This is a genomic window from Arthrobacter sp. Z1-9, assembly GCF_054792695.1.
In genome coordinates this window covers 1,433,226-1,458,419 of record NZ_CP096456.1, presented here as the reverse complement: position 1 = coordinate 1,458,419, position 25,194 = coordinate 1,433,226, and the positions used below count along the sequence as shown (strand labels likewise).

At 66.0% G+C, this 25,194-nt stretch carries 17 protein-coding genes and 1 tRNA gene; 4 read left to right on the top strand and 14 right to left on the bottom strand.

All coding sequences use genetic code 11. The features are described from left to right. Window positions 1-66 precede the first annotated feature (66 nt). The 7 genes from M1D93_RS06665 to M1D93_RS06635 form a co-directional block, all read right to left on the bottom strand. Window positions 67-2,664 (bottom strand): LuxR C-terminal-related transcriptional regulator, encoded by a 2,598-nt coding sequence (locus M1D93_RS06665; RefSeq protein ID WP_461174950.1) that lies wholly within the window; start codon window positions 2,662-2,664, stop codon window positions 67-69. Between the two features lie 52 nt (window positions 2,665-2,716). After that, entirely contained in the window at window positions 2,717-5,449 is a 2,733-nt protein-coding gene (locus M1D93_RS06660; RefSeq protein WP_461174353.1) for a LuxR C-terminal-related transcriptional regulator, read from the bottom strand. Window positions 5,450-5,571: 122 nt separating this feature from the next. Further along, window positions 5,572-6,162 carry an aminoacyl-tRNA hydrolase gene (pth, locus tag M1D93_RS06655; protein WP_461174352.1) on the bottom strand — a complete coding sequence of 197 codons (591 nt, stop codon included), beginning with the start codon at window positions 6,160-6,162 and terminating at the stop codon, window positions 5,572-5,574. 100 nt (window positions 6,163-6,262) lie between these two features. Next, window positions 6,263-6,859, bottom strand: coding sequence for a 50S ribosomal protein L25/general stress protein Ctc (locus M1D93_RS06650; protein WP_461174351.1), 597 nt, complete (start codon window positions 6,857-6,859; stop codon window positions 6,263-6,265). Window positions 6,860-7,145: 286 nt separating this feature from the next. Beyond that, a complete protein-coding gene (locus tag M1D93_RS06645; RefSeq protein WP_104042941.1) occupies window positions 7,146-8,126 on the bottom strand; it encodes a ribose-phosphate diphosphokinase in 981 nt (326 codons plus the stop codon). Next, a complete protein-coding gene (glmU, locus tag M1D93_RS06640) occupies window positions 8,123-9,607 on the bottom strand; it encodes a bifunctional UDP-N-acetylglucosamine diphosphorylase/glucosamine-1-phosphate N-acetyltransferase GlmU (protein WP_461174350.1) in 1,485 nt (494 codons plus the stop codon). The genes M1D93_RS06645 and glmU overlap by 4 nt, the downstream gene beginning before the upstream one ends. 105 nt (window positions 9,608-9,712) lie before the next feature. Beyond that, a tRNA-Gln gene (locus M1D93_RS06635) sits at window positions 9,713-9,784 on the bottom strand. 171 nt (window positions 9,785-9,955) lie between these two features. Between M1D93_RS06635 and M1D93_RS06630 the strand changes: the two genes are divergently transcribed. Beyond that, window positions 9,956-10,582 (top strand): TetR/AcrR family transcriptional regulator, encoded by a 627-nt coding sequence (locus M1D93_RS06630; protein ID WP_461174349.1) that lies wholly within the window; start codon window positions 9,956-9,958, stop codon window positions 10,580-10,582. Window positions 10,583-11,071: 489 nt separating this feature from the next. Here the strand turns inward: M1D93_RS06630 and M1D93_RS06625 are convergent, their stop codons facing one another. The 5 genes from M1D93_RS06625 to M1D93_RS06605 form a co-directional block, all read right to left on the bottom strand. Beyond that, the gene (locus tag M1D93_RS06625) at window positions 11,072-12,901 is read right to left on the bottom strand and encodes an ABC-F family ATP-binding cassette domain-containing protein (protein WP_461174348.1); all 1,830 of its coding nucleotides are present in this window, start codon (window positions 12,899-12,901) and stop codon (window positions 11,072-11,074) included. A gap of 40 nt (window positions 12,902-12,941) precedes the next feature. Continuing rightward, window positions 12,942-13,904 (bottom strand): 4-(cytidine 5'-diphospho)-2-C-methyl-D-erythritol kinase, encoded by a 963-nt coding sequence (locus M1D93_RS06620; RefSeq protein ID WP_461174347.1) that lies wholly within the window; start codon window positions 13,902-13,904, stop codon window positions 12,942-12,944. Further along, window positions 13,901-14,773 (bottom strand): 16S rRNA (adenine(1518)-N(6)/adenine(1519)-N(6))-dimethyltransferase RsmA, encoded by an 873-nt coding sequence (gene rsmA / locus M1D93_RS06615; RefSeq protein ID WP_461174346.1) that lies wholly within the window; start codon window positions 14,771-14,773, stop codon window positions 13,901-13,903. Before rsmA ends, M1D93_RS06620 begins: the two co-directional genes overlap by 4 nt. A 113-nt stretch (window positions 14,774-14,886) precedes the next feature. Continuing rightward, window positions 14,887-16,056, bottom strand: a complete 1,170-nt coding sequence (locus M1D93_RS06610; protein WP_461174345.1) for a transglycosylase family protein — start codon at window positions 16,054-16,056, stop codon at window positions 14,887-14,889. A gap of 280 nt (window positions 16,057-16,336) precedes the next feature. Continuing rightward, the gene (locus M1D93_RS06605; RefSeq protein WP_461174344.1) at window positions 16,337-17,242 is read right to left on the bottom strand and encodes a TatD family hydrolase; all 906 of its coding nucleotides are present in this window, start codon (window positions 17,240-17,242) and stop codon (window positions 16,337-16,339) included. A gap of 163 nt (window positions 17,243-17,405) precedes the next feature. On the opposite strand from M1D93_RS06605, the gene M1D93_RS06600 reads away from it, so the two are divergent. From M1D93_RS06600 to M1D93_RS06590, 3 genes are read left to right on the top strand one after another with little or no spacing between them, the layout of a single operon-like run. Next, entirely contained in the window at window positions 17,406-18,530 is a 1,125-nt protein-coding gene (locus tag M1D93_RS06600; protein ID WP_461174343.1) for an AAA family ATPase, read from the top strand. 10 nt (window positions 18,531-18,540) lie between these two features. Beyond that, the gene (locus tag M1D93_RS06595; RefSeq protein WP_461174342.1) at window positions 18,541-19,977 is read left to right on the top strand and encodes a DUF58 domain-containing protein; all 1,437 of its coding nucleotides are present in this window, start codon (window positions 18,541-18,543) and stop codon (window positions 19,975-19,977) included. Beyond that, on the top strand, window positions 19,974-22,490 hold the full coding sequence (locus M1D93_RS06590) for a transglutaminase family protein (RefSeq protein WP_461174341.1): 2,517 nt from the start codon (window positions 19,974-19,976) through the stop codon (window positions 22,488-22,490). The genes M1D93_RS06595 and M1D93_RS06590 overlap by 4 nt, the downstream gene beginning before the upstream one ends. Before the next feature lie 39 nt (window positions 22,491-22,529). On the opposite strand, the gene M1D93_RS06585 is transcribed toward M1D93_RS06590, so the two are convergent. Further along, window positions 22,530-24,029 (bottom strand): NAD-dependent succinate-semialdehyde dehydrogenase, encoded by a 1,500-nt coding sequence (locus M1D93_RS06585; RefSeq protein ID WP_461174340.1) that lies wholly within the window; start codon window positions 24,027-24,029, stop codon window positions 22,530-22,532. A gap of 186 nt (window positions 24,030-24,215) precedes the next feature. After that, window positions 24,216-25,157, bottom strand: a complete 942-nt coding sequence (gene rsmI / locus M1D93_RS06580) for a 16S rRNA (cytidine(1402)-2'-O)-methyltransferase (RefSeq protein WP_461174339.1) — start codon at window positions 25,155-25,157, stop codon at window positions 24,216-24,218. Between the last annotated feature and the right edge of the window lie 37 nt (window positions 25,158-25,194).

Below are 25,194 nucleotides of genomic sequence, written 5' to 3'. Positions count from 1 at the left end.
GCTAACCCCTGCCGCGGACCCTTGCCCATGCATGCTTGCACCGAAGCCAGGCGTCCTTGTGCGGGCCTATTTGGGGAGGGCTGACTCCAGCTCGTCGCGGCTGCGTACGCCCAGCTTGACGTACGTGCGGTACAGGTGTCCCTCCACCGTGCGAACGGAGACCATCAGTCTTTGGGCGATTTCGCGGTCAGTAAGGCCTTCCACAGCCAACCCCACAATGTCCTGCTCGCGGCGGGTGAGGTGGACGGCGGGAGCAGCAGCAATGAAACGCCCTTCCCTGAACCGCTCCCCCAGCTCGTGGTCGCACTTCTCGCGCAGCGCCACCGCCTGCCTGGACCGCCGGCGTTCTCCGGCCTGGTCCAGGAGTGTACTGGCTCGGGCATACGCCTCCCGCGCGAGATTCGTGAAGCCTGATTCCTCCAGTGAGGCTGCCGTCTCCATGAGGGCGTCCCCGTCGGCCGCTTCCCAGGCTGTGGCCAGTGTCAGGATCGCCTCGGCGTATCGTCCTTCTACCGTCTTTGCGACGGACTGCACCATGGGAATGACGGAAGGGTCACCCAGGTCCCAGCAGATGGACAGGATTTCCAGCAGGCTTCCTGCTCTGGCAGTGGCGTCGTGCGTGGTTGCCAGGGTATGGAGCGTTGCCAGGCCTTTGCCGTCCCGGGACAGATATTCGGAGGCAGCGGCACCGTATGCTGCCGCCAGCAGCTCGTGGGCAGGACCTCCAGGCACTGCGTCGGTGAAGTCCTGTTCCAGCCGTTTGGCCTGGGCTGCATCCCCCAGCCTTGCCGCAACGTAAAAGCCCAGGGAAGACCCGAAGCGGAACAGCTGCAGCGGATCATTCAACCTCAGCGCTTCGACGGCCGGCAGCAGCACCTGGTACGCCCGTTCCATCCGGCCTTGCCGCAGAAGCGAGTAGCCGCGGAGCACCTGGAGGCTGCCGTTGAAGGTGGCGGCAGCCGGCGCGTGTCCGGCAGCGTAATTGTCGAGCTCCCGCTCGGCCGACTCCCATTCACCCATCGCGAGATAGTCGGTCACCAGGCGTCCCAGCACGAATTCGGCGAAAAAGAACAGGCTGTCCTCCAGCGGAGGCAATTCCGAGGCAGCCAGGAGGGCACAGTCCAACCCTTGGCCGGCCCGGCCGGCGGCAGCAAGGGCATGGGCCAGAAGCGCCTCGCCAAGCGCCCTGATGGATTCACTTCCCGCCTCCGCGGAGGCAGCGTTCCGGATCTCCTGGACTTCAGTGGACAGCGCCCCGGCATCCACAGCAGCGCCCAGCTGCAGGAGACGCAGGACCTGCAGGAGCCGGCCTTTCCGTTCCTGGTCCCCTTCGGCCGGCTGGTGGGCGTTCATCTCCTCGGCCAACCCGCTTAAGGATTGGCCGGTGGCCTGGTGCGAGGCTGCGCGGAGCAGGAGGACGGCAGGGCCCTCCGGGTGATCGGAAAGCTGGCGCCAGCAGGCATCAAGCAGGTGTGCGGCCTGGCCGTAAGCCCCCTCGTTGTACAGGGCACGCGCCTGGATGGCCTTGGCCAATGGCACCAGTGATGGATCCTGGATTTTGGCGGCGATGGAGCGTGCGCTTTCGTTGCGGAACAGCCTCAGGGCCTCGCGGGCTGCTTCAAGCATGTTGGGGTCCGATGAACGCAGTCCACATTCAAAAGCCCACTCCACGGACCTGAGCCTGCCCTCCCCGCGCATTACCGTGCCGTCCTGGTGGACACGGACCTTCTCGAGGAACTGCAGGCTTCGTGACACCGAGAGTGTGTTCCGGATGGCGCCCGCAAAGAGGGCATTCCACATGGACAGTTCAGCCGGCACTCCCGAACTCTCGATGATCATCTGCTGGTCCAGGAGCGAGCGGACCACTGCAGCACCGCTGATGTCCTCGATCACCTTACGGCCCACCGGCCCGGCAAGTGCGATGAGCTTTAGGGCCTCCTGCTCCTCCGGCCCCCGCCGGATGTGGTCCTTCGTCACTACTGCCGTCAGCCTGGTGCCGTCCGCGGGCAAAGGACCGAGTAACATCCAGATGCCGTTCCGTTTGGCGAGGACACCGGATTCGGCTGCATCGTGGAGCAGTGCGTCGAGGATGCGGGGATTGCCGCCTGACGCTGTCCACACTGAATCCACTGTGGCGTCCGGCACTGTTCCATCAAGGAGGTGTGCCAGAACCTCCTCAATTTGTTCCCGGTTCAGGGGCCGAAGGTCCACCCGCTCGGCAAGGCCGTCGTACCAAAGCTGGTCCAGCGGTTGCGGGAGGCCCGGCCGGGGCCTGGCAGCCGCCACCACTGTTGCCCAACCTGCTGAAATCAGGTCGGCCAATACCCCGGCAGAGGAGTCGTCCAAGTGGTGGGCATCATCCACTACCAGCAGAACGGGGGCGCCCCTGCCTCCCTTCAGCTCCTCGAAGTACGTCCACATGGAACGCAGTACCGCCACGGGCGAGACAGACTCTTCGGCGGTCAGCTCGCCTGTGTAGGGAGTGAGTACGCCGAAAGGCACAGCGGCCAGGGCAGAACTGCCGTGAATCTGCAGGATGTTCAGCTCCCCGGAAAGCCGTTCCGCGATCGCCTCCGTCAAGGACGTCTTCCCGATTCCAGGCCCTGCCATCACAAAAACAGCATGGCTGGTCCCGTTCCGGACAATGTTGCAGATCCGTTCCAGGGGCTCGCGCCTGCCGGTGACGGGGCGGTGGGCGGGTGCCGGTTTGTGGCCGTTAGACGAGTCCAGTCAGATCACCCCTGGAAGTTACGCCGAGCTTGGTGAAGACCTGGTACAGGTGGCCTTCCACGGTGCGGACGGACACACCCATTTCCAGAGCGATGTCACGGTTGGACGCCCCTCGGCCTGCCAGCCGCGCGATCTGCCGCTCCCGGGAGGTCAGCAACGGGCTGCCGCTGCTGGGCACGATGGGAAGATTCGCCACAGTGGCAGCCAGGATGTCCAGGCGTGCCTGTGCGGTCCGGGCGGACGTGGTATCCCCGTCCTGTCGGGCGAAGTCCACCGCCAGGGCCATGCAGCGGGCCTCCACGGTGTCCAGTTCGAGGGTGGCCGCGATTTCCCCTGCAGCGAGGAGTGTCCTCGCATCCTTGGTCCTGCTGCCCAGTGCGATCAGCCGGGCGACTTCCGCCAGCGGGCCCTGCCGGTGATCCGCAATCTCCTCCAGGAGGCGGAAGTCGGCGTCGCTGCCGTTCACGGTGGCTGCCAGCAGGCTGATTCCGGCCACGGTGTGGAGGCCTGCCTCCATGTTCTGGCGGGCGGACTGCTTCAAGCCGGCAACGGACTCGGAGTCACCCAGCCACCGTCCAGCCACCAGCGTGCAGAACTCGATGATGCTCTCCGTGGAAAAACTGGACTTGCCCTGTGTCCGCTGGAGTTTGGTGAGGAACTTACGTGCCTGGGCCGCGTTGCCGGTCTGGGCATGGGCCAGTGCCGTGGCTGCGTAGGCGCAGCGGAGGGCAGTCTGGAGCGGCTGGAGCTCGAGCTGGGCCACCGCCGAAATCAGGGGGTCCAGGGCAGCGCCACCACGGCCGGAATAGACATAGGCGAGGCCGGTGGCAAGCTCAGCTGCGGCGCTCCAGTACGGGAGGCGGTCGTATTCACCAGTGCCATGGGGGCCCAGGAGGTCGATGCACCGCCGCCACTGCCCGGCCATGAGCAGCACCAGGTAGGCCTCCCTGGTGTATTGCTCGCGCAAACCCACCACATGCGAGGCGTCTGTTATCTGGCCACCAAGCTGCCGCATCAGGCTCAGCGCATCCATCTCCCGCCCCGTCAGGGCCAGCGCCGTCATCAGGATAACCGCGGACTGCATCCGGTGGGCTGTGTCCGGGTTCTCTGCCGGATCTGCGGCTGCCTGCAGCTCGGGAATCATGGCCGCATAGTCGCCAACGAACGCACGGTATTCAAACTCGCTAAGCTTCACACGATTGGCGGCCGCCACTGCGCGGTAGGGCCATTCCGTGCCGGCCGCCGCAGGGTCCAGCCGCTCCCGGGCTTCAGCAAGGAGGGCCGGCACTTTGCCTGCCTGGTCCGGATGCCACAACATGACCCTGGCCTTGGCCGCTACGACGCGGGCGTATTCTTCAAGACCAACACTTTCAAGTTCCGGCTGGGAGATGTCATCCAAGGCAGCCAATGCCTGGATGGGCAGGTCCAGCTGAAGATAGGCGTCAGCCTTCTGGCGCTGGGCGGGCACCCACTCCTGATCCGTCCGCTTCAGCATGTCTGCATAGGCCAGGGCGAAGCGGGGATCAAAGAGCTGGACGGCGGCTTCGGCAGCGGCAAGTGCAAGGGCCGGGCTCAGCTCAGCCTCACACTCGTGCGTCCATGCGGCGAAGGCCATCAGCTCCTCGATGGTCATTTCCGCCGGTTCGGGTTCCGTACCGCCCAGAAGCGTGCTCCGCAGGTCCCGGCGCCGGGCAATGCTGAGCCATGACCGCACCACGTCGCCGATGTACTTCTCACGCAGTGACACCCAGCGGTGGTCCGAGTCGTCGATTTCCAGCAGGCCCGCGTCCTCCATGTCCGCCACCACCTCGGCGCGGTAGATGGCAGTGAGCCTGCCGAGTTCCACCCGCCTGGCGCAGGAGAGCATCTCGATGACTTCCCTGGTTTCCGGGGTCTCCCTGGACCAGCGGGACCGGACGATATCATCAAGGCTGGCGGCGCCGTCGAGCACCACCTTGTCCCGGAGCGTCCAGACGGAATCGGACAAAACAAGGTTTCCCGAGAGCCGCTGTTCGGTAACAAGAGCCTTCAACAGCAGCGGGTTGCCGCCCACCATGTGATGGTAGGTGCTGACCAGGGATGCAGACACGCGCTGGCCGAGCAAGGACAACAGCACCTGGCGGGTCTGCAGCTCGCTGAGGTTGCTGAGCCGGACCTCGGTCAGGCGCCGGTCCGTGAGCAGCCAGTGGAAGTCGGCAGGAAGGTCACTGATTTTTGGAGCGACGGCGATGATTTTGGCTGTTCCGGTCAGGAGCACGTTCAAGAGCACGCCCGCGCTCATATCGTCAATGCTTCCGGACGTGTCCAACGTAATGACGCACTGCCGGCCGGCGGCGTCGCTCCGGATCAGCGAGGTGATCCCGCGGAGAATGGCGGTCGGGGAACCCATGTAGGCCTGGGGCAGGCGCGCCAGCAGGAAGGAGAGGCAGCCGTAAGGTGTGTTGGCGCCGGCCGGGCCGCTGCGAAGCTGCAGGGACCAGACGTCGGGCCCGAGGTCGGACACTGCCGCCCGGGCGAGGGAGGACTTGCCAACACCCCGGCCTCCGGTGATTACCACGCCCAGCGAGTCTTGATCGACCAGCGCCGTTCTGACGGCTTCAAGGTTTGCGCTTCGGGCGGGCGCGGACCAGTGCGCCCCGGAGGTGCCGGAACCTTCGGTGTGCAGCCCAACGTCGTGGGATGTTGACCGACGTCCCCAGCTAAGTGGCTCGATTGACATGAACTTATCCCCTACGTCCCACGATAGCGGGATGTAGCCCCATTGCTCCCCCGCATACGAGAAAGACTACCCTGTGGCACAGACAAGGAAACAGGTACAGGCGACTTTAAGTTTTTGTGTTGCTAGGGCTCGGACTTCGCCGGATGGAATTTCTGCTGGGCGGACGTAAGCCCCTCCCGCAGCAGCAGCTCCACCGCATCGGCGGCTTCGTCGAGCAGGAAAGGCAGTTCCTTGAGCTCGGCAGTGCCGAAATCACGCAGGACATAGTCTGCCGTGTCCATTCGGCCCGGCGGCCTGCCGACCCCCACGCGGACCCGCAGATAGTCCTTGGTGCCAAGCGCTTTGGAGATGTCCCGCAGGCCGTTGTGGCCGCCTTCTCCCCCGCCGGTTTTGAGTTTCACCGTATTAAAGGGAATGTCGATTTCGTCGTGTACGGCCACCACATGGTCCGGTGTGATGCCGTAGAAGCTCGCCAGCGCCGAGACGGGCCCGCCGGAGACGTTCATGTAACTCATGGGTTTGGCCAGCACCACCCGCGGACCACCGATGCCGAGCCGGCCCTCCACCACCTGGGCACGTGCCTTGTGCGTCTTGAATCCGGCGCCCACACGTGCGGCGAGTTCGTCCAGGACCATCTGCCCGACGTTATGCCTGTTGCCCTGGTACTGCGCTCCCGGGTTTCCGAGGCCGACGATCAACCAGGTGTCAGTCATGATTCAATCCTAAGGTGGGGCGTCCGGTACGGACGGCGGGGGCTGACACGGCAGTGGCCGGACCCCTGGGGATCCGGCCACCGTTCAAAAGTGCAGGCTTTTACTCGGCTGCTGCCTCGGAAGAAGCGCCGGCAGCTTCTTCGCTTTCTTCCTCTGCGGACTCGGTAGCCTCGGAGATGTTCACCACGAGGGCATCGGCGTCGGCCAGGAGGACGGCGCCCTTGGGCAGGACCAGGTCGGACGCGTGGATGTGCTCGCCGGCGGTGCGGCCTTCGATGCTGACCTCGACGGCGGTGGGCAGGTGGGTTGCCTCGGCCTCAAGGGAGATAACGGTGAGTTCCTGGTTGAAGACGTTGCCCGGAGCAAGCTCGCCGACGACGTGGACGGGGATGTCAACGGTGACCTTTTCGCCCTGGCGGACGGTGAGGAGGTCGATGTGCTCGATGATCTGCTTGATCGGGTCGCGCTGGACGTCCTTGACGAGGGCCAGGTGGCTTTCGCCGTTGATGTCCAGGGACAACAGAGCGTTGGCGGTGCGGACGGCCAGGGTGGTGGCCTTCGCCGGAAGGGTCACGTGGATGGGCTCGGCGCCGTGGCCGTAGATGACGGCGGGGATGAGGTTCGCCATGCGGGCGCGGCGGGCGAAGCCCTTGCCGAATTCGGTGCGTACTTCTGCTGCGAGCTTCTGCTCAGACATGGATATCTCCTTGAAAACTAAACGGTGTTCAGCAAGGGCGGAGGTCTGTTGCGACCTTCAACGCCGGGCGGCCGCAGCCGGGCCCATCTTCGAAGGGAGATTCAGACCCAGTCGATAACGGAGACTGCAGTCCGGCTTCCGTATACACACGGTCACCGGCGCTCTCCCTCGCCAAGGTATCGCTGAAGAGTCTACCAGCGCTGCCCGTTATTAATGAAAACGGGCCCCGCTCCCGGCAGCCGAACGATCGGCCACCGGGGCGCAGGGCCCGGTTGGTAAGGAAGGGTCAGGCCTTACCGTCGAACAGGCTGGTGACGGAGCCGTCGTCGAATACTTCCCGGATGGCCCGGGCGATCAGCGGAGCGATGGACAGCACGGTCAGCTGCGGGAAGCGCTGTGAAGCGGTGAGCGGCAGCGTGTTGGTGACCACCACTTCCCGTGCACCGGACTCGGAGAGGCGCTGGGCCGCCGGCTCGGAGAAGACAGCGTGCGTGGCGGCGATAATCACGTCCTTGGCACCGGCGTTCTTCAGGACGTTGACGGCACCGGAGATGGTTCCGCCGGTGTCGATCATGTCGTCGATCAGGACGCACGTGCGTCCTTCGATCTGGCCCACCACAGTCTTTGATACGGCCTGGTTGGGAACGGTGAGGTCCCGGCTCTTGTGCACGAATGCCAGCGGGGCACCGCCCAGGCGTTCCGCCCACTGCTCCGCCACGCGGACGCGGCCGGTATCCGGGGAGACAACGGTGATGTTTTCGGCGTCCACCCGGGTCCGGATGTAGTCCGCCAGCAGCGGGATGGCCATCAGGTGGTCCACAGGACCGTCAAAGAAGCCCTGGATCTGCGAGGTGTGCAGGTCCACGCTCATGATGCGGTCCGCGCCGGCGGTCTTGTACAGGTCGGCGACCAGGCGGGCGGAGATGGGCTCGCGGCCGCGGCCTTTTTTGTCCTGGCGCGCGTAAGGGTAGAAGGGCGACACGACCGTAATGCGCTTGGCGGAGGCACGCTTCAGCGAGTCGATCATGATCAGCTGTTCCATGAGCCAGTTGTTCAACGGCGCGGGGTGGGCCTGGATGACAAAAGCATCAGTTCCGCGGACGCTCTCGCCGGCGCGGACATAGATCTCACCGTTGGCGAAGTCGTAGGCGTCCACCGGGAGGAGGTCAGTGCCGAGCTCTTTGGCGATCTCCCTGGCCAGCTCGGGGTGGGCGCGGCCAGTGGCCAGCACCAGCTTCTTTTCGCCGCGCGCCGTAATTTCGCTCATGATGGGTTGCCCTCTTCTGTAGATGCTGGGGTACGTGAGGAATCTGGGGTTGCTGCCTGGGCCAGTTCGGCGGAGCGGGTACCGGGGCGGTTGGCCGCCACCCAGCCATCGGTGTTGCGCTGGGCGGCAACCGTCACCGCAAGCGCGCCCGCCGGGACGTCCTTGCGGATCACCGCGCCGGCGCCGCTGTAGGCGCCGTCCCCCACGGTAACCGGGGCAACGAATACGGTGTTGGAGCCTGTCCTGACGCCCGAGCCGATGACCGTCCGGTGCTTCTTCTCGCCGTCGTAATTGGCAGTGATATTTCCGCAGCCGATGTTGGTGTCCTCGCCGATTTCGGTGTCGCCGGCGTAGCCGAGGTGGGACAGCTTGGAGCCTCGGCCGATGGTGACGTTCTTCGTTTCATAGAACGCGCCGATCTTGCCGCTTTCGCCCAGTACAGTGCCGGGGCGCAGGTAGGTGAAGGGTCCGACGGCGGCGTCCGGGCCGATGACCGCCCCTGATCCGTGCGTGCGGACCACCTTGGCGCCTTCACCAATGGTGACGTCCGTGAGCGTCGTGTCGGGGCCGACGACGGCGTCCCTCGCCACGGAGGTGGCGCCGTGCAGCTGGGTATTGGGCAGGATCCGGACGTCCTCGTCAAGGGTCACGGAAGAGTCGATCCAGGTGGTTGACGGATCCACAACTGTTACTCCGGCCCGCATCCATGCCTGGACGATGCGGCTGTTCAACTCCGCGCCCAGGGCGGAGAGCTGGACACGGTCGTTGGCGCCTTCCACCTGCCAGCGGTCGGCGGTGACGACTGCGGCGACGCGGCCGCCTGCCTGCCGCGCCAGTCCGAGGACGTCGGTGAGGTACTTCTCGCCCTGGGAGTTGTCTGTGGTGACGAGCGTGAGGGCGTCGCGAAGGACGGCAGCATCAAAGGCGTAGATGCCGGAATTGACCTCGCGGATCAGCCGCTCGGCCTCGGAGGCGTCCTTGTGTTCAACGATGCCGGTGACAGTGCCGTCGTCGCCGCGCAGGATGCGTCCGTAGCCGGTGGCGTCGTCAAGAACTGCGGTGAGGACGGTGACGGCGTTGGCTTCACGTTCGTGGGTGGCCACGAGTTCGGCCAGCAGCTGGCCGGAAAGGAGCGGCACGTCGCCGTAGGTCACCACAACGGTTCCGGTGAGTTTCTGTTTCCCGTCCAGGGCCTGGAGTGCCACTTCCACCGCCCGTCCGGTGCCGGGGATGTCGTCCTGGTCGACGATGACGGCAGCAGGATCGAGCTCCGAGACGTGGCGGGCCACCAGGTCACGTTCATGGCGGACCACGATAGCGAGCTGGCGGGGATTGATGCTGCGTGCGGCGAGCAGGGCATGGCCCACCATGGACCTGCCGCCAATCTCATGAAGGATCTTGGGAGTGCGCGATTTCATCCGGGTACCGGCGCCTGCCGCCAGAACGATGACCGCGGCCGGGCAGGTATTCTCGGGGATCACTTACGGGCTCTCCTTGCTAAGTTACGCTGGCGTTTTCGGTGCCCGCGCGGCCTGAAGCCGTCCCGGCACCGGGTGTCATCCTACTGAACGCTCCTCGCACAGCAGTTCCGCCCATAGGATTCGAACCTATACTCCACGGCTCCAAAGGCCGGGGTGCTGCCATTACACCAGAGCGGACCGTGCCCTGGCGCGTGGCCGGGCACAAGTAGTTATTTTGCCACGGGTTCGGGGCGCCGCGCGACACGGGCCGCCCATCCCCCGTCCTTGCCCGGTTTATGCCCTTTCCCGGCCCTTCCGGCAGGCCGGGCGGCTGCAGTTCCGCCGGGGCCGGTAGGGCATGATGGAAATGTGAGCAACAACCCTCCGCGGACGCGCATGACCGGCCTTCAGCGGCGGAGCCAGCTGATCGACGTCGGGCGGGGCCTTTTCGCAGTCCGCGGGCTTGACGGCACCACGATCGAGGAGATCGCCGCCTGTGCGGGAGTATCCAAGCCGGTCATCTATGAGCATTTCGGCTCCAAGGAAGGGCTGTACACCCAGGTGGTGGATTTCGAGTTCCGGATCCTCCTGGATGCCATCAACGCCGCCCTGACAGCCCAGGCGAAGCCGCGCGTCCTCGTGGAACGGGCCGCCCTGGCCCTGCTCACGTACATTGAGGACCGCACGGAGGGGTTCCGGATCCTGATGCGGGATGCACCGCCGTCGCAGCCCGAGGGCGCCTTCTCCACCCTGCTCTCCCACGTGACCGCCAAAGTGGAGCACATCCTCTCCGACGAATTCGACCGCCGGGGCTTCAGCGCCCAGGATGGCGCCATGTACGCCCAGATGCTCGTCGGCATGGTCGCCATGACCGGGCAATGGTGGCAGGACAGCCGCCAGCCCGACAAACACACTGTTGCGGCACACCTGGTCAACTTGGCCTGGAACGGCCTCACCGGCCTCAAAAAGGACCCTGAACTCATGTCCGAGGGGTGAAGTTGCTGTCACCTTCGCGGCGCAGGAGACCTTCGCCGTCGCTTAGACACGTCGCATAGGGGCACCTGCGGTCGCTGAGCGACCTCCGGCGTCCGATGCGCCGCGATGCGCTCCTAAGCGAAGGCCCCCTGCACCACTTGTGCCGAGCGTTCCGTACGGACGTCTCCCGGCACTGCTGCAGCCGAAGGTTCAGTTCGAGACCGCTGCCGCGCCAGATGCCAAAGGCCAAGTTCGAGGTCGGGCGTCGCCTACTGTTCGAGGCAGGAAGGTGACGTCCCTGGCCGGAGGCGGTCCTTCGGGAAGGAGCGCATCGCGGCGCGTCAGGGCATGGAGGTCGCTCAGCGACCGGAATGGCCTCTACGCGTCGTAAGCGTCGTCCCGAGGGACCCGACGCGAGCTTGCGAGTGTTGGGGAGGGACCTACGCGCTAAGCGACGCCGAAGGGCCGGCTCCGGCACCCAGGCCAGGCACAAGCGACGGACGGAACGGTTTACTCGCCGAGGACTTCGAGTGCCTCAAGCCATTCGAGTTCGAGGGCTTCGCGTTCTCCTGCTAGGTCCTTGAGCTTTTTGTTTTGTTCGGCAAGGGCGTCGAAGTCCGATTGTTCGGTGCTTTTGACCATCTGGTCGTGGAGCTTCTTTTCCTGCTGCTCCAGTTTGCCGAGCTGGCGTTCGATGCGGTTCTTTGCTTTGCGGGCGTCCCGCTTTTCGGCTTCCGAGGGGCCCGCGGGAGCGGCGGCTGCGGTGGCCGAACCGCCGCTGGTGACGGGGTTGCCGCCGCCGGTGACGGTGGACCCGGCCAGGGCGGACTCGCGCAGCTCCAGGTACTGGTCCACACCGCGCGGAAGGGCGCGGATCTTGCCGTCGCCCAGGAGCGCCATCTGGTGGTCCGTCACGCGCTCCAAAAGGTAGCGGTCGTGGCTCACCACAACGAGGGTTCCGGGCCAGCCGTCCAGGACGTCCTCGACCGCGGCGAGGGTATCGGTGTCAAGGTCGTTGGTGGGCTCATCGAGCATCAGCACGTTGGGCTCCCCCACCAGCAGGCGCAGCAGCTGGAGACGGCGGCGCTCACCGCCGGAAAGGTCCTTCACCGGAGTCCACTGCTTCTCATTCGTGAAGCCGAGCTGCTCCACGAGCTGGCCCGCCGTGAATTCCTTGCCGCCTACGTTAAAGGACCGCTTTTCCCGCTCGATCACTTCGATAACGCGCAGGTCTGCGACGTCGTCGAGCTCTTTGACCTCCTGGGTAAGCACCGCGGTGACCACGGTCTTGCCACGCTTGAGCCTGCCGGAGGTCGGCTCGATCTCACCATTGAGGAGCTTGAGCAGGGTGGTCTTGCCGGCGCCGTTGACGCCCACCAGTCCCAGCCGCTCACCGGGTGCAAGCCTCAGGGTGATGTTGTCGAAAAGTTTCTGCCCTTCGTCACCGCCAAGGAAGTCCAGCGAAACGTTTTCGAGGTCCAGGACATCCTTGCCCAGGCGCGCAGTTGCCATCTTGCTCAGCGCCATTGAATCCCTGGGTTCGGGCACGTCGGCGATGAGGGCGTTTGCCGCCTCAATCCGGAACTTCGGTTTGGCGGTGCGTGCGGGCGCACCGCGGCGGAGCCAGGCGAGTTCCTTCTTGACCAGCTGCTGGCGCTTGCTTTCCATCACAGTGGCCGAGCGGTCACGCTCGGCGCGGGCCAGCACGTACGCCGCGTAGCCGCCGTCGAAGGGATCCACAATGCCGTCGTGGACTTCCCAGGTCTTGTTGCAGACCTCGTCCAGGAACCAGCGGTCGTGGGTGACCACCAGGAACGCGCCCTGGTTCGCGCGCCACCGGGTCTTCAGGTGCCGGGAAAGCCAGGCGACGCCCTCAACGTCAAGGTGGTTGGTGGGCTCGTCGAGCATAATGACGTCATGGTCCTCGATCAGGAGCTTGGCCAGGGCCACGCGCCGTTTCTGCCCGCCGGAGAGGGCGTGGACGTTGGCGTGCCAGTCGACGTCGGACACCAGGCCGCCCATGACCTCGCGGATCTGCGGGTTTCTTGCCCACTCATAATCGGCCTGGTCCCCCACGATCGCGGCGCCAACCGTAAGGTCGCCGTCGAGCACGTCACTCTGGTCCAGGTAGCCCACGTTGACGTCGCCGCGCTTGGTGACGCGTCCTGAATCCGGGGTGGACCGCAGCGCCAGCAGGCGCATGAGGGTCGATTTTCCGTCACCGTTCCGGCCCACCATGCCGATGCGGTCGCCCTCTTCGAGTCCGAGGGTGATGCCGTCCAGGACGGTGCGGGTTGCGTAGGAGACCGTCAGGTTCTCGCCGCCAAGAAGGTGTGCCAAAGGGAACTGCTTTCTGCTGCTGAGGTAGGAACTGAACGTCTTACATAAGGATGTCGGAGATGATGCGGGCCCCCGGAACCGGGCCGTGGACGGCGAGGGCTGTCAGCCCGTAGCGCCGCAGGTTCTCCGCCATGCCTTCCGCCGCCACAGGGTCGTCGGCCAGCAGCGCCACGGTGGGACCGGAGCCTGAGACGATGCCCGCGATGGCTCCGTGTGCTTCACCGATTCCCAGCGTATCGCGCAAGGAAGGTGCCAGTTCGATGGAGGCCCGTTGAAGGTCATTGACCAGCACACGGCTGAGGGCTTCGGCGTCCCCGCTGCGGAGGGCCGTGAGGATCTGGGGGTCAACGGCTGTTGGTTCGGCAACGTCGATGCCCTCTGCCGCCCGCAGGCGGTCCAAGGTCCTGTACACCTCGGGCGTGGGCAGCCCGTAGTCGGCGGTGACCAGGACCCAGTCCGTCTGCGCCTTGGCCAGGGCGGGCGACAGCTCGTCGCCCAAGCCCAGGCCCACTGCTGTTCCGCCCAGGAGGGAAAAGGGAACGTCGGCGCCCAGTTCGGCAGCAAGGTGCGCCAACTCTTCCCGGGACAGCCCGCTGTTCCAGAGTGCGTCGCAGGCCAGGAGCGTGGCTGCAGCGTCAGCGGACCCGCCGCCCATGCCGCCCGCCACCGGCACCCGTTTCGTAATGTCCAGGTGCACGCCGGTGGCATGCTCGGAAACGTCCGCCATGATGGCTGCCGCCTTGTACGCCAGATTGTTCTGGTCCAGGGGGATATCGACGTCGTCCAGGTCCAGTGTGCTGTCCGGGCTGAGGCTCACCGTAATTCCGGGGGCTTCGGTGCTGGTGGCCGTTACTTCCTCGTACAGCGATACGGCAAGGTAGACGCTGGCAACGGAGTGGTAGCCATCGGGCCGGAGCGGTCCGACATCAAGGGAAACGTTGACCTTCCCCGGAGCCTTGGCGCGGACGGTCCTGGCCATGAACCGTCCTGCCACTGCGTTCATGGCCGGGCCTCACGGGCTTCCGCGATCCTCGCGAAGGCTGCAATGTCGATCACTTCGCCCCTGGCCGTGGGGTCGACGCCGGCGGCCACCAGGCAGCGTTCGGCTTCCGCCGAGCTCCCGGCCCAGCCCGCGAGGGCTGCGCGGAGCGTTTTGCGCCGCTGCGCGAAGGCGGCGTCCACCACGGCGAACACCTGTTCGCGGCTGGCGGTGGTGGCAGGGGGTTCGTGGCGGGTGAAGGAGACCAGCCCGGAGTGGATCTTGGGTGCGGGCCAGAACACGTTCATGCCAATCACGCCCGCTTTGCGCATCCTGCTGTACCAGGCGGCCTTCACGGACGGCACGCCGTAGGTTTTGGATCCTGGCCCGGCAGCGAGGCGGTCAGCCACCTCGTCCTGGACCATGACCAGGCCGTGCCGGAGGCTGGGGAAATGCTGCAGAAGGTGCAGCACAACGGGAACGGCCACGTTGTAGGGCAGGTTGGCCACCAGGGCGGTTGGCTCGACCGGAAGTTCCGTGACTTTCATGGCGTCGCCCTGCACCAGGTGGAAGCTCCCGGCTGCGGCAGGGCGCCATTCCTTGACCGTGGCCGGAAGCTTCGCGGCCAGCACGGGGTCGATCTCCACTGCCACTACCGAAGCGGCGGCGTCCAGCAGCCCGAGAGTCAGCGATCCCAGGCCGGGCCCGACTTCCAGCACCGTTTCGTCCGGACCAATGCCCGCCGCAGCTACGATCCTGCGGATGGTGTTGCCGTCAATCACAAAGTTCTGGCCCAGCGTTTTGGTGGGGCGGATACCGATCTCTTCCGCCAGCCGGCGTATGTCGGTAGCACCAAACAGCGGTGCGGGCGCGGCGGGGATGGGTTCAGTCACCTAGGTATCCTATCCCGCGCGGCACTTGCATCCGGCCCGCTTAAGTGCTGCGGCCGGGCCCGGAAGATCCGGGCCCGGCCGCACTGCCCCGCGGGGGCTGGGGGTCGTCTTGGTCAGCTGGTGGCTGCCCAGCCGCAGCCCCACGGCTGCAGGCCGCGCTGGGCGTAAACGCGGTTGGCGATGTCGATCTGCTGGGCCTTGGAGGCAAGGCTGGCGTTGGGAGCGTAGGCACCGCCGCCTGATCCGAGCCAGGTCCGGATGTCGAACTGGAGGCCGCCGTAGTAGCCGTTGCCGCTGTTGATGGACCAGTTTCCGCCGGACTCACACTTGGCAATCCTGTCCCACATGGCCTCGTTCATCATGGCCGGCGCAGCTGCGCCGGCACTGGTTGCCGGTGCAGGGGCCGGGGCGGCCTGGGGTACCGGCTTGGGCTTGGTGCCTACCGTGATCTTCTCAGTCACAGGCTGCGCGGTGACGGCTTCGGATACCAGCGTGCGGGATGCTTCGCGGCCATCAACCAGCACGAGCTTATAGGTCTTCTCCAGCTTGCCTGCGGCGCCTGCCTGGGTGACTTCCTTTTCACCCTTCAGCAGCTCCGCACTCTCGATAGTCTCCGACGCGAACTGGACAGCCTCGGTGGTTACAGCGGTCTGGCCGGTGTCTACGCGGGAGACCTTGATGACCATGTTGTTGACCACGGGCGCGTTCGCGGGCTGGGATGTACGGTCGTTGGCGCCAAGGGCAAGGCCTGCATCCTGGAGCACATTACCCACCGTGGCGGCAGTGGTGGTTGCGGTCTCCACCTTGCCGTCAGCAACAATGCTCACCGACTTGGGAGTGGAAATGGAGACGAAGGACCCGGCCACAGAAAGCTGCGCGTCCTTGGGCACGGAGACCGACGACGCACTCGCGACACCGAGTTCGGTCACCAGTCCCGCAACGTCCTGGGCGGTGGTGTTCACCGTCTTTTCGGCGCCGTCCAGGCTGACCTTGACTTCCTTGGCCTTGTTGACGTTGATGACCGTGCCGTTCTGGACGGTGGCATCAACGGACGGGGAAACCCTGTCCGCGGGCTTCAGCTCGAGGTTGGCGCCCTTGACGAGCTGGCCGACCGTTCCGCCGAAGGACTGGACTGACGTTACCTTGCCGTCCACGTTCAGCGTGATGGTTTTGTTATTGCCGACGAAGGCGACCAGGCCCACCACCAGCGCGCACAGCACCAGGAGCTGCGTGCCAACCTTGATAAAGCTGAACTTGCCGTCCGTTGTGAAGAACTTGACCACGATTGCCCGTAACTTTAGGTCCTTCCGGGCACGGGGAAAGCGCAATAAAATGCCCGGCACCACCTCTAAAAGGGGTAGTCCGGGCACCCTCGCGCCGCCACACTTCTACATTGGGGCATGCTGGAAAAAGGACCAGCAGATCCTGGTGCAAATGAAGTGAATTTACCCGGTGGCCTTCCCCGACCCCGGCTAATAGTTTCCCACTGTAACCGTAGCGTTATAAACCGGCCAACAATTTTACATACTGAGTATTGCGCGCGGGCCCCTCGACACTGTGTTCTTAATCCCAGGATCCGTACGCGCGTACGGTGTTTTCGCTGATTCCGGCACACAGCCCGCCAAGGTCAGTGCTTGTCAATTCCGCCATGGCACGGACGGTATAGGGAACCATGTAGCTCGCGTTCGGCCGGCCCCGGTGCGGGTGCGGAGTGAGGAAGGGAGCGTCCGTTTCCACCAGCACCAGATCGGGATCGGCAACGGCGAGCGCAGCCCGCAGGTTGGCTGCGTTCCTGAACGTCAGCGTGCCGGCGAAGGACATAAACCAGCCTTCCTTGTTGCACGTGGCCGCCAACTCCTCATCCCCGGAAAAGCAGTGGAAAACTACGCGCTCGGGTGCTCCTTCCTCCTTCAGCACCTGCACAACGTCACCGTGGGCATCCCGGTCATGGATCTGCAGTGTCAGGTCCAGCCGCTTGGCGATATCTATGTGGCGTCGGAAGGAGTACCGCTGGTGCGCCAGGCCTTCGCCCCCGGTGCGGAAAAAGTCGAGCCCCGTCTCGCCGATGGCCCGGATCCGGGGATGGGCTGCCAGCCGCTCAATTTCCGCCAGCGCCTCTTCCAGCTCACCGCGTTCGGCGTAGCGGGGAGCGTCGTTGGGGTGCAGGGCCACCGCTCCGAGCAGCCGCTCGTCCAGGTCCACGGCCTGGACGGTGAACCGCGAGGATTCCAGGTCGCAGCCCACCTGGACCGCACCCTGGACGCCTACCGCGGCGGCGGCGTCGAGCGCTTCTTTGATCCCTACCGGCGCTTTTCCGTCCGGGAAGTCCAGGTGCGTGTGGTTGTCCATCACGGGCACCGGCAAAGGCTCCGGAGCAGGGGGAAACTCCCGTTGCGGAGAACTGCCTGCTTCCGAAGCGCCGCCGTCAGCGGACGCACGGTAAGCGGCGGGGATCAGCGGATTGCACATCCATCAAGCCTAAACCGCGAAGATGGCTGCATATTTGTCGGAACTCTCTGTCAGGTGCGGCAGTTGTGTTAGTAGTCTGGTACGAACACATGCGGACGCCCACCAAGGGGCGAAGGCAGGGCTCTCTGTCCCGTCCAGAGGAACCCGGGCTGAAAGGTTGCCGATGGAATCGCACCGACGAATTGCCAACGATGTGAGCGCCGCGAACCGCAACCTGGCGGGGCTCACGGACCCCGTGAGCCGCCTCAACGGGCACCGGCCCAACGCGATGGACAGTGCTTCCTTCCACGCGGCAAGCCAGCGGATCCTGGACACCATCAATACGGTGATCGACGGGAAGTCCGATGCCGCCAAGCTGGCATTGACGGTCCTGCTGGCCCAGGGCCACCTGCTCCTGGAGGATGTGCCGGGCGTGGGAAAAACACTTCTGGCCAAGACACTTGCCCGGACCATCGACTGCACGGTCAACCGGATCCAGTTCACCCCCGATCTGCTGCCCTCGGACGTCACGGGCGTTTCCATCTATAACCAGTCCTCCAGGCTTTTCGAGTTCCGTCCCGGTGCCGTGTTCGCCAATATCGTGATCGGCGACGAAATCAACCGCGCGTCAGCAAAGACCCAGTCCGCCCTGCTGGAGTGCATGGAGGAACACCAGGTGACGGTGGACGGCAAGTCGTACCGGCTTGACGAGCCGTTCATGGTGGTGGCAACGCAGAACCCGATTGAGATGGAGGGCACGTATCCGCTGCCTGAAGCCCAGCGGGACCGCTTTATGGCACGCATCTCCATGGGCTACCCGGACAAGGACTCCGAGATCGAAATGCTCGAGACCCACCAGGCCACCTCACCTCTGGCCAAGGTATCGGCAGTGGTAACCACTGCCGACGTGGCCGCCATGATTGCCATGGTGCAGCAGGTCTACGTCTCGCAGGCAGTCAAGGAGTACACGGTCTCGGTGGGCAGGGCCACGCGGGAGAGTCCTCTGCTTCGCCTGGGCGCGAGCCCCCGGTCCATGCTGCAGCTGCTGCGGGCGGCCAAGGCCACGGCGGCGCTGGACGGCCGCGACTTTGTGCTGCCGGACGACGTCGTGGACGTTGCCCAAGCCGTGCTGGCGCACCGGATCATCCTCGACCGGAAGGCCGCCGGCGCCGGGGAAACCCCGCACAGCGTCCTCCGAGGCATCCTGTCCCGGCTGCCCGTCACGCAGAGGCCGGCCGACGCCGGAAACAGGGCTCCCGCGGCCACGGGCAAGAACACCCCTGTGGCAGGCCTGAGCAGGAACCACTAGGCGGTTTTCCATGGCGCTGTTGGACAGACTGCCCCGACACCTCTTCACCCAGCGCGGCTGGGGCATGCTGGCTACAGGGGCCGCAGCACTTGCCGCAGCGCACGTGATGGGCCGGCGGGACCTCTTAAGCCTGGCCGTACTGCTGTTCGTCCTTCCGCTGGTTTCCCTCGCGGGAATCCGGCTGGTCAAGCCACGCTTCCAGGTGTACCGCGAATTCAATCCTTCACCGGTGGAAACGTCGGCTCCCACAACCGTGCGGCTCGCGGTAGCGCGGACCGGTGCAGGCACTGGCAGAGCCACGATGGAGGAAAGGCTGCCTCCCCGGTTCGGTGAATCGCCCGCCTTCCGGTTTCCGTCCCGCTCCGGCAACGGCGGCACCAGCAGGTACGAGTACCACCTCCGCTCCGCCCAGCGCGGCCAGTTCCTGATCGGACCTGTGACCGCGGAATTCACGGACCCGTTCGGCCTGTCCCTGCACCGGCAGGCAATAGACGACGGCGATACGCTCACCGTAACGCCCGCCGCCGTCGTGCTTCCCTTGACGGGGCTGGCCGGCGCGCGGGGCAACGACGGCGTCACGGCCACCAGGATCCGGGCAAATCCCAGCGACGACGACGTCATGACCCGCGAATACCGCCATGGAGACCCGATGCGCCGGGTGCACTGGGCCGCTACGGCGCGCCACGGGTCCCTGATGGTGCGGCAGGAGGAATCCGTGACCACGCCCGAGGCCACGATCATCCTGGACCACCGGTTCACCGCATTCTCCGGCGGTACCGGAACCGTACCGGCAGGAAGCGGGGCCCAGGACGGCCACTCCATGATCAGCAGCGAAACCTTCGAGTGGGCCGTTGTTGCCGCGATGTCCATCAGTGCCCACCTCGCGGAGCGCAATTACGCCCTGCGCCTGCTGGACGCCCGCGGTGAACCTGCTTTCCTGCATTCGCCCTCGGCTCCCGAACCTGAGGTGGAGGAGTACAGCGGCGCGTCCGGGCTCCAGTCCATCGCGGAAAGTCTCGCGGCGATTCAGCTCACCGGGCCGCATGGCCGCCGCGACGCCCGCCACCCGGGGATATACGGCGCCCGGGAATTCCACGTGCACCAGGATTCCGGACCGCCATCCTTTGAGGACAACCTGATGGACAAGTTATCGGCGCACCGTATGCGCGGACCCCTGATCGCTGTCCTGGGGAAGATCTCACCGCTGGACGCCGTGTCGCTCGCCCCGGCCGCCGGTTACGGTACGAATGCCTTTGCCATCGTTATCACGGACCGGCCCGCGGAGTTTGAAGACGCCCTAGAGAAGCTCCGGCAGGGGGGCTGGCGGGCCGCTGCGGTGCCGCCGTCAGTATCGGTGGCAGCCGCGTGGAACCAATTCGACCAGGACGTGGCCTTGCCGGAATCCCCGGCCACCGAGGTCCGGCGCGGAGCGGAGGTAACGGGATGACCATTGCGCCGCCCCGGAATACGGGAACGGAACGGCAACCCTCGCCGTCGGCAGGGAACGCACCAGGACGTGCCCGCGTTGGTGCCTACCCATGGCTGATGGCGGGCTCCATTGCCGTGGGAGTGGCCGGAGCTGCCCTGTCGCTGAACGGAGTCCTGAGGGGCTGGGGCTGGTACTGGCCTGTTCTCACCACCGTGGTGGTGGTCTGCTTTACCCTGGCCGCCTTGCGTGCGGCTCGAGCACAGCCCCTGCTGGTGACTGGCGGCGGGTTCCTTGCCCTGGGCGCAGTCCTGACCCTGACGTTCTTCCGCGGTTCCAGTTTTGCCGGCATCATCCCCACCGGTGCCAGCCTCGGCGAGCTGGACCGGCTGATCCGCCGCGCCAGCGAAACTGTACTGGCCGAAACTGCGCCGGTGGCCCCCAACGTGGGCATCGTTATGGTGGTCTGCGCAGTCCTGGGCCTCGCGGTCATCCTTGTTGACGCGCTCGCCGTGCCGCTGGGCATGCCTGCCGCCACGGGTGCAGGGTTACTGGCCATCCTCGTGGTGCCTGCCATGATCAAACCCCAGAGCGTCGGGATCCTGGGATTCACCGCCGCCGTCGCGGGGTACCTGATGATCCTGGCATGCAGCCAGTGGTTTCTTCCTGATGCACGGACCCCGGCTGATTCCGCGCGCAGCCCGGGCCAAATCCGGCGCGCTGCGTTGACGGGCTCTGTGGCCCTGGTGGCCACCATGCTGGTGCCGATGGCGGTCCCGGGCTTCGACCAGGGCACGTTCCCGCAGGGTTCCCGCCTCAATCCGTGGGGCACCTCCACCGGCCTTAATCCGATGATCACGCTGGGCAACAGCCTCCGCACCCCTGCCGGCACGGGACGGATTACGTACGCCACCAATTCCACGGCGCCGCTGTACCTGCGGTCCGTCACCGTGGACCATTTCGACGGCGACTCCTGGGGTCCGGATGACCGTAACGCGTCCCGCCGCCCCCTTGGCAGCCAGATCGATCCCGGCTATGCAGTCCTGGCGGATGAACAGCAGCCGCTGGTCACGGCAATCGACGCCGGGACCTTCACGAGCCCGTACCTGCCGGCACCGTACCCGCCGGAATCAGTGCAGGGCCTGGATGGCCGCTGGACCTGGGATCCCGCCACCTTGAGCATCAAGGGGACGGACACCACCTCCCGGCGTCAGGAGTACCTGGTCCGGTCCTCCGTGCCGAAGCTTACCGCGGGGCAGTTGGCCCAATCCTCGGCGGGCGTGCAGGGCATCGCGGAGGACTTCACCAGGATTCCGGGCAACGTTCCCGAGATTGTTCGAACGACGGCCAGCACAGTGGCCGGTTCCGGCGAGACGCCATACCAGAAGGCGATGGCCATCCAGAAGTACCTCCGCTCAGCGGAGTTCACCTACTCCCTGCAGTCGCCCGTGCAGGGAGGCTACGACGGAAACGGCCTCTCGGTCCTGGCTGATTTCCTGGACCAAAAGAGCGGGTACTGCATCCATTACGCGTCGGCCATGGCGGTGATGGCCAGGCTCGAAGGAATTCCCAGCCGCATCGCAGTGGGCTACGCCCCGGGCAGGCTGACCGGTGCCACGGTCTCCGTGGCCGGCGAGGGCGCGCTGCCCGAATACGAGGTGGACGCGAGGGATGCCCACGCCTGGCCGGAACTGTACTTCCAGGGACTGGGCTGGGTGCCCTTTGAGCCCACCCCGTCCCGTGGGGTAGTGCCTGACTACGCTTCAGAGGCATCAGCCCCTTCGGCCCCTGGTTCCCTCGACAACAATGACGATCTTGTCCCTGACTCCACGCCGGCGCCTGCCCCGGCACCAAGCGCCGCTCCCCTGCCGGCGCCGGGTGGAGGCGAGGGCACTGATGCCGGCACGCAGCTGCTGCCCTTGCTGCTGGGCATGGGGGCTGTCCTGGGGGCCGCTTTTCTCGCCGCCGGGCCGCGCCTGGCCAGGGCAGGCATCAGGGCACGGCGGCTTCGAGCCGCAGAACCGGACGCGGCGGCGGCGATGGCCTGGAGCGAGATGGTGGACCTGGGGACCGACTATGGCCTGCCGCCGAAGTCCAGCGAGACCCCCCGCGGCTATGGCGCCCGCCTCCGCGAATCCGGGCTGCTGGGGGAAGCCGGAGGACTTGACGATGCCGCCCATCGGGCCGCCGCCGCCCTGACTTCGGACTTCGAGCGCCGTGAGTACGGCCCGCCCCCGCCAACGACCGATGCGCCTGGCGGGCGCACCGGCCGCACCGGCCCGAGGGCAGCAGGCGGTAACGCAGCAGGCGGTAACCAGGAGGTATCCGGCGCCCGGATCGCGGCACTTGAAACCGCGTTGCGGGCCCATGCCCCCGTGCTGCGGCGGCTGCGCGCCTTGTGGGTGCCGCCGTCGGTGGTTGGGCGCCTAGGACGCCTGCTGGCGGCGCCGTTCCGGGCTGCCGGAGCAGCAACGGTCCACACAGCGAAAGCCGCCGCACGCTTCTGGTCGGCGCGCTGGTCTGCGCGTTCCTGATCCGGCTGCCTGCGGCGGCTTGCCCTCGCGAAGGAAGGCTTACGCGGCGTAGGGGTCGGCGATGCCGATGTACTGGGTGTAGAGGTATTCCTCGATACCTTCGAGGCCGCCTTCGCGGCCCAGGCCGGACTGCTTGACCCCGCCGAAGGGTGCTGCCGCGTTGGAGATAACGCCGGCGTTCAGGCCCAGCATGCCGGTTTCGAGTTTTTCGCCCATCCGGATTCCGCGGTTGAGGTCCTTGGTGAAGACGTAGGCCACCAGCCCGTATTCGGTGTTGTTGGCGAGCCGAACAGCGTCGTCTTCGCTGCTGAAGGTGATGATCGGGGCCACGGGGCCGAAGATCTCCTCGGCCAGGATCCGGGTGCCTTCGGTAACGCCGGAGAGGATGGTGGGCTGGTAGAAGTAGCCCGGGCCCTCCACCGGTCCCCCGCCCAGGACGGCCTTGGCACCGGAGGCAACGGCGTCGGAAACCAGTTCATGGACCTTGTCCCGGCTCTTGGCATCGATCAGCGGGCCCACCTTTGACTCGGGCTCGGTGCCGCGGGCGGTGGTCATCTCCTTCATCTTCGCGGCGAACTTCTCAGCGAACTCGGCTGCAACGGATTCGTGCACGATGAAGCGGTTGGCGGCGGTGCAGGCCTCGCCCATGTTCCGCAGCTTCGCGAGCATGGCTCCGGCGACGGCGGCGTCCAGGTCGGCGTCCTCGAAGACCACGAACGGGGCGTTGCCGCCGAGCTCCATGGAGGTGCGCAGGACAGTTTCGGAGGCGTCAGCCAGCAGGCGGCGGCCCACTTCGGTGGAGCCGGTGAAGGAGAGCTTGCGGAGCCGGGAGTCCTTGATCAGCGGTCCGGTGGTGGCGCCGGCAGTTGAGGTGGGGATGACGTTCAGGACTCCGGCGGGCAAGCCGGCCTCCATCATGACGGCGGCAAAGAGCTGGGAGGTCAGCGGTGTGAGGTTCGCGGACTTCAGCACCATGGTGCAGCCTGCGGCGACGGCGGGGGCGATCTTGCGCGTGGCCATGGCCAGCGGGAAGTTCCACGGAGTGATCAGCAGGCACGGGCCCACGGGCTTCTTGGTGACCAGCAGCCGCGACTTGCCGTCCGGGGAGACCGAGTAGCGGCCGAAGGCGCGGACGGCTTCCTCCGAGAACCAGCGCAGGAACTCCGCGCCGTAGGTGACTTCGCCACGCGCTTCGGCCAGCGGCTTGCCCATCTCCATCGTCATCAGCAGCGCGAAGTCCTCGGCGCGTTCGGTCACCAGGTCAAACGCGCGCCGCAGGATTTCGCCGCGCTCACGCGGGGCAACCTTGGCCCAGGACTCCTGGGCAGCCGCGGCGGCATCAAGCGCAGCGGCACCGTCCTCGGGACCGGCGTCGGCAATGCTCAACAGCACCTTGCCCGTCGCGGGGTCCTCGACGTCGAACGTCTTGCCCGAAGCGGCAGCCCGCCACTCGCCATTGATAAGCAGGCCGGTGGGAACAGAGGCCAGAAGGGCGCTTTCGCGTTCTGCGGAAACGGCCGGCTGTGCAGTGACAGTCACGATGACTCCCTTGTCAGTAGGGTTGTGGTGCAGCCCCGGGCGGCGGCCGGAGTAGCCGCCGTCGTCATGGCTGATTAGTTGCCAGACTACTGCTGTGGCACCTGCGGGTCTACGCCTTCACGCACTACAGAAAGACGGAAGGGCTGTGCACCTGCACAGCCCTTCCCCTATCGCCAATGGCCCCCTTTAGCGGGCGGCGAGAACAGCGGAGTAGAGCTCGCGCTTACTCACCCGGACGTCCTCCGCCACCGCTGCGACGGCCTCTTTAAGTCGGATCCCCTGGGACACGAGTTCATTGACGGCGGCAACGTGGTCCTCCGGAGTCCCGGGAGCCTGTTCAGGCGCACCGGCCAGGACAACGGCGATTTCACCGCGGACTTCGGTGGTCTCGACCCATTGCAGGAGCTCCCCGAGCGAACCGCGGATCACTTCTTCGTAGGTCTTGGTCAGTTCCCGGCACACGGCGACGCGCCGCTCAGGGCCGAAGCGTTCGCGCAGCGCCCGCAGCATCACCTCAAGCCGGTGCGGCGCTTCGAAGAACACCATCGTCCGGCGCTCCCCGGCAAGGTCAGCCAGGCGTGACGCCCTTTCGCCTGCCTTCCGTGGCAGGAATCCCTCAAAGCAGAAGCGGTCGGTGGGCAGACCCGACAATGCCAGCGCCGTCAGGACAGCCGAGGGGCCGGGTACGGCAGTCACGGTGAGTCCGCCTGCCACCGCACCTTCCACCAGCCGGAACCCGGGGTCGGACACCGAGGGCATCCCGGCGTCGGTGACCATCACCAGGGTCTTGCCGGCCTTCACCTGTTCGAGAAGCTCGGCTGTCTTCGCTGCCTCGTTGTGCTCGTGGTAGCTGATCACCCGCCCGGCAACAGTGACGCCGAGGCTCTGCACCAACCGGTGCAGGCGTCGGGTGTCCTCCGCGGCAACGATGTCCGCTGTACCCAGCAGCTCCACCAGGCGGGCGGACGCGTCCCCCGTGTTTCCGATTGGGGTGGCCGCCAGCACGATCCTCCCCCCGGGAGGCGCTTGTGCCGCGGCTGCCTGCGAACCCCCTGACGGCTGCCCTCCGGCTTCCTCATCGGGGGTGGCAGTGCCGGAATCAGGGAAGGGGCTGGGGTTAGGGTCCACGCCACCAGCCTACTGCTGCAGGGCGCGGCCAGCCGCA

Bases quoted from the DNA above. Each gene is read 5' to 3' on its own strand.
- M1D93_RS06660 (WP_461174353.1), bottom strand. From the start codon at position 5,449: ATGTCAATCGAGCCACTTAGCTGGGGACGTCGGTCAACATCCCACGAC.
- pth (WP_461174352.1), bottom strand. From the start codon at position 6,162: ATGACTGACACCTGGTTGATCGTCGGCCTCGGAAACCCGGGAGCGCAG.
- M1D93_RS06650 (WP_461174351.1), bottom strand. From the start codon at position 6,859: ATGTCTGAGCAGAAGCTCGCAGCAGAAGTACGCACCGAATTCGGCAAG.
- M1D93_RS06645 (WP_104042941.1), bottom strand. From the start codon at position 8,126: ATGAGCGAAATTACGGCGCGCGGCGAAAAGAAGCTGGTGCTGGCCACT.
- M1D93_RS06620 (WP_461174347.1), bottom strand. From the start codon at position 13,904: ATGAACGCAGTGGCAGGACGGTTCATGGCCAGGACCGTCCGCGCCAAG.
- M1D93_RS06605 (WP_461174344.1), bottom strand. From the start codon at position 17,242: ATGTGCAATCCGCTGATCCCCGCCGCTTACCGTGCGTCCGCTGACGGC.
- M1D93_RS06600 (WP_461174343.1), top strand. From the start codon at position 17,406: ATGGAATCGCACCGACGAATTGCCAACGATGTGAGCGCCGCGAACCGC.
- M1D93_RS06595 (WP_461174342.1), top strand. From the start codon at position 18,541: ATGGCGCTGTTGGACAGACTGCCCCGACACCTCTTCACCCAGCGCGGC.
- M1D93_RS06590 (WP_461174341.1), top strand. From the start codon at position 19,974: ATGACCATTGCGCCGCCCCGGAATACGGGAACGGAACGGCAACCCTCG.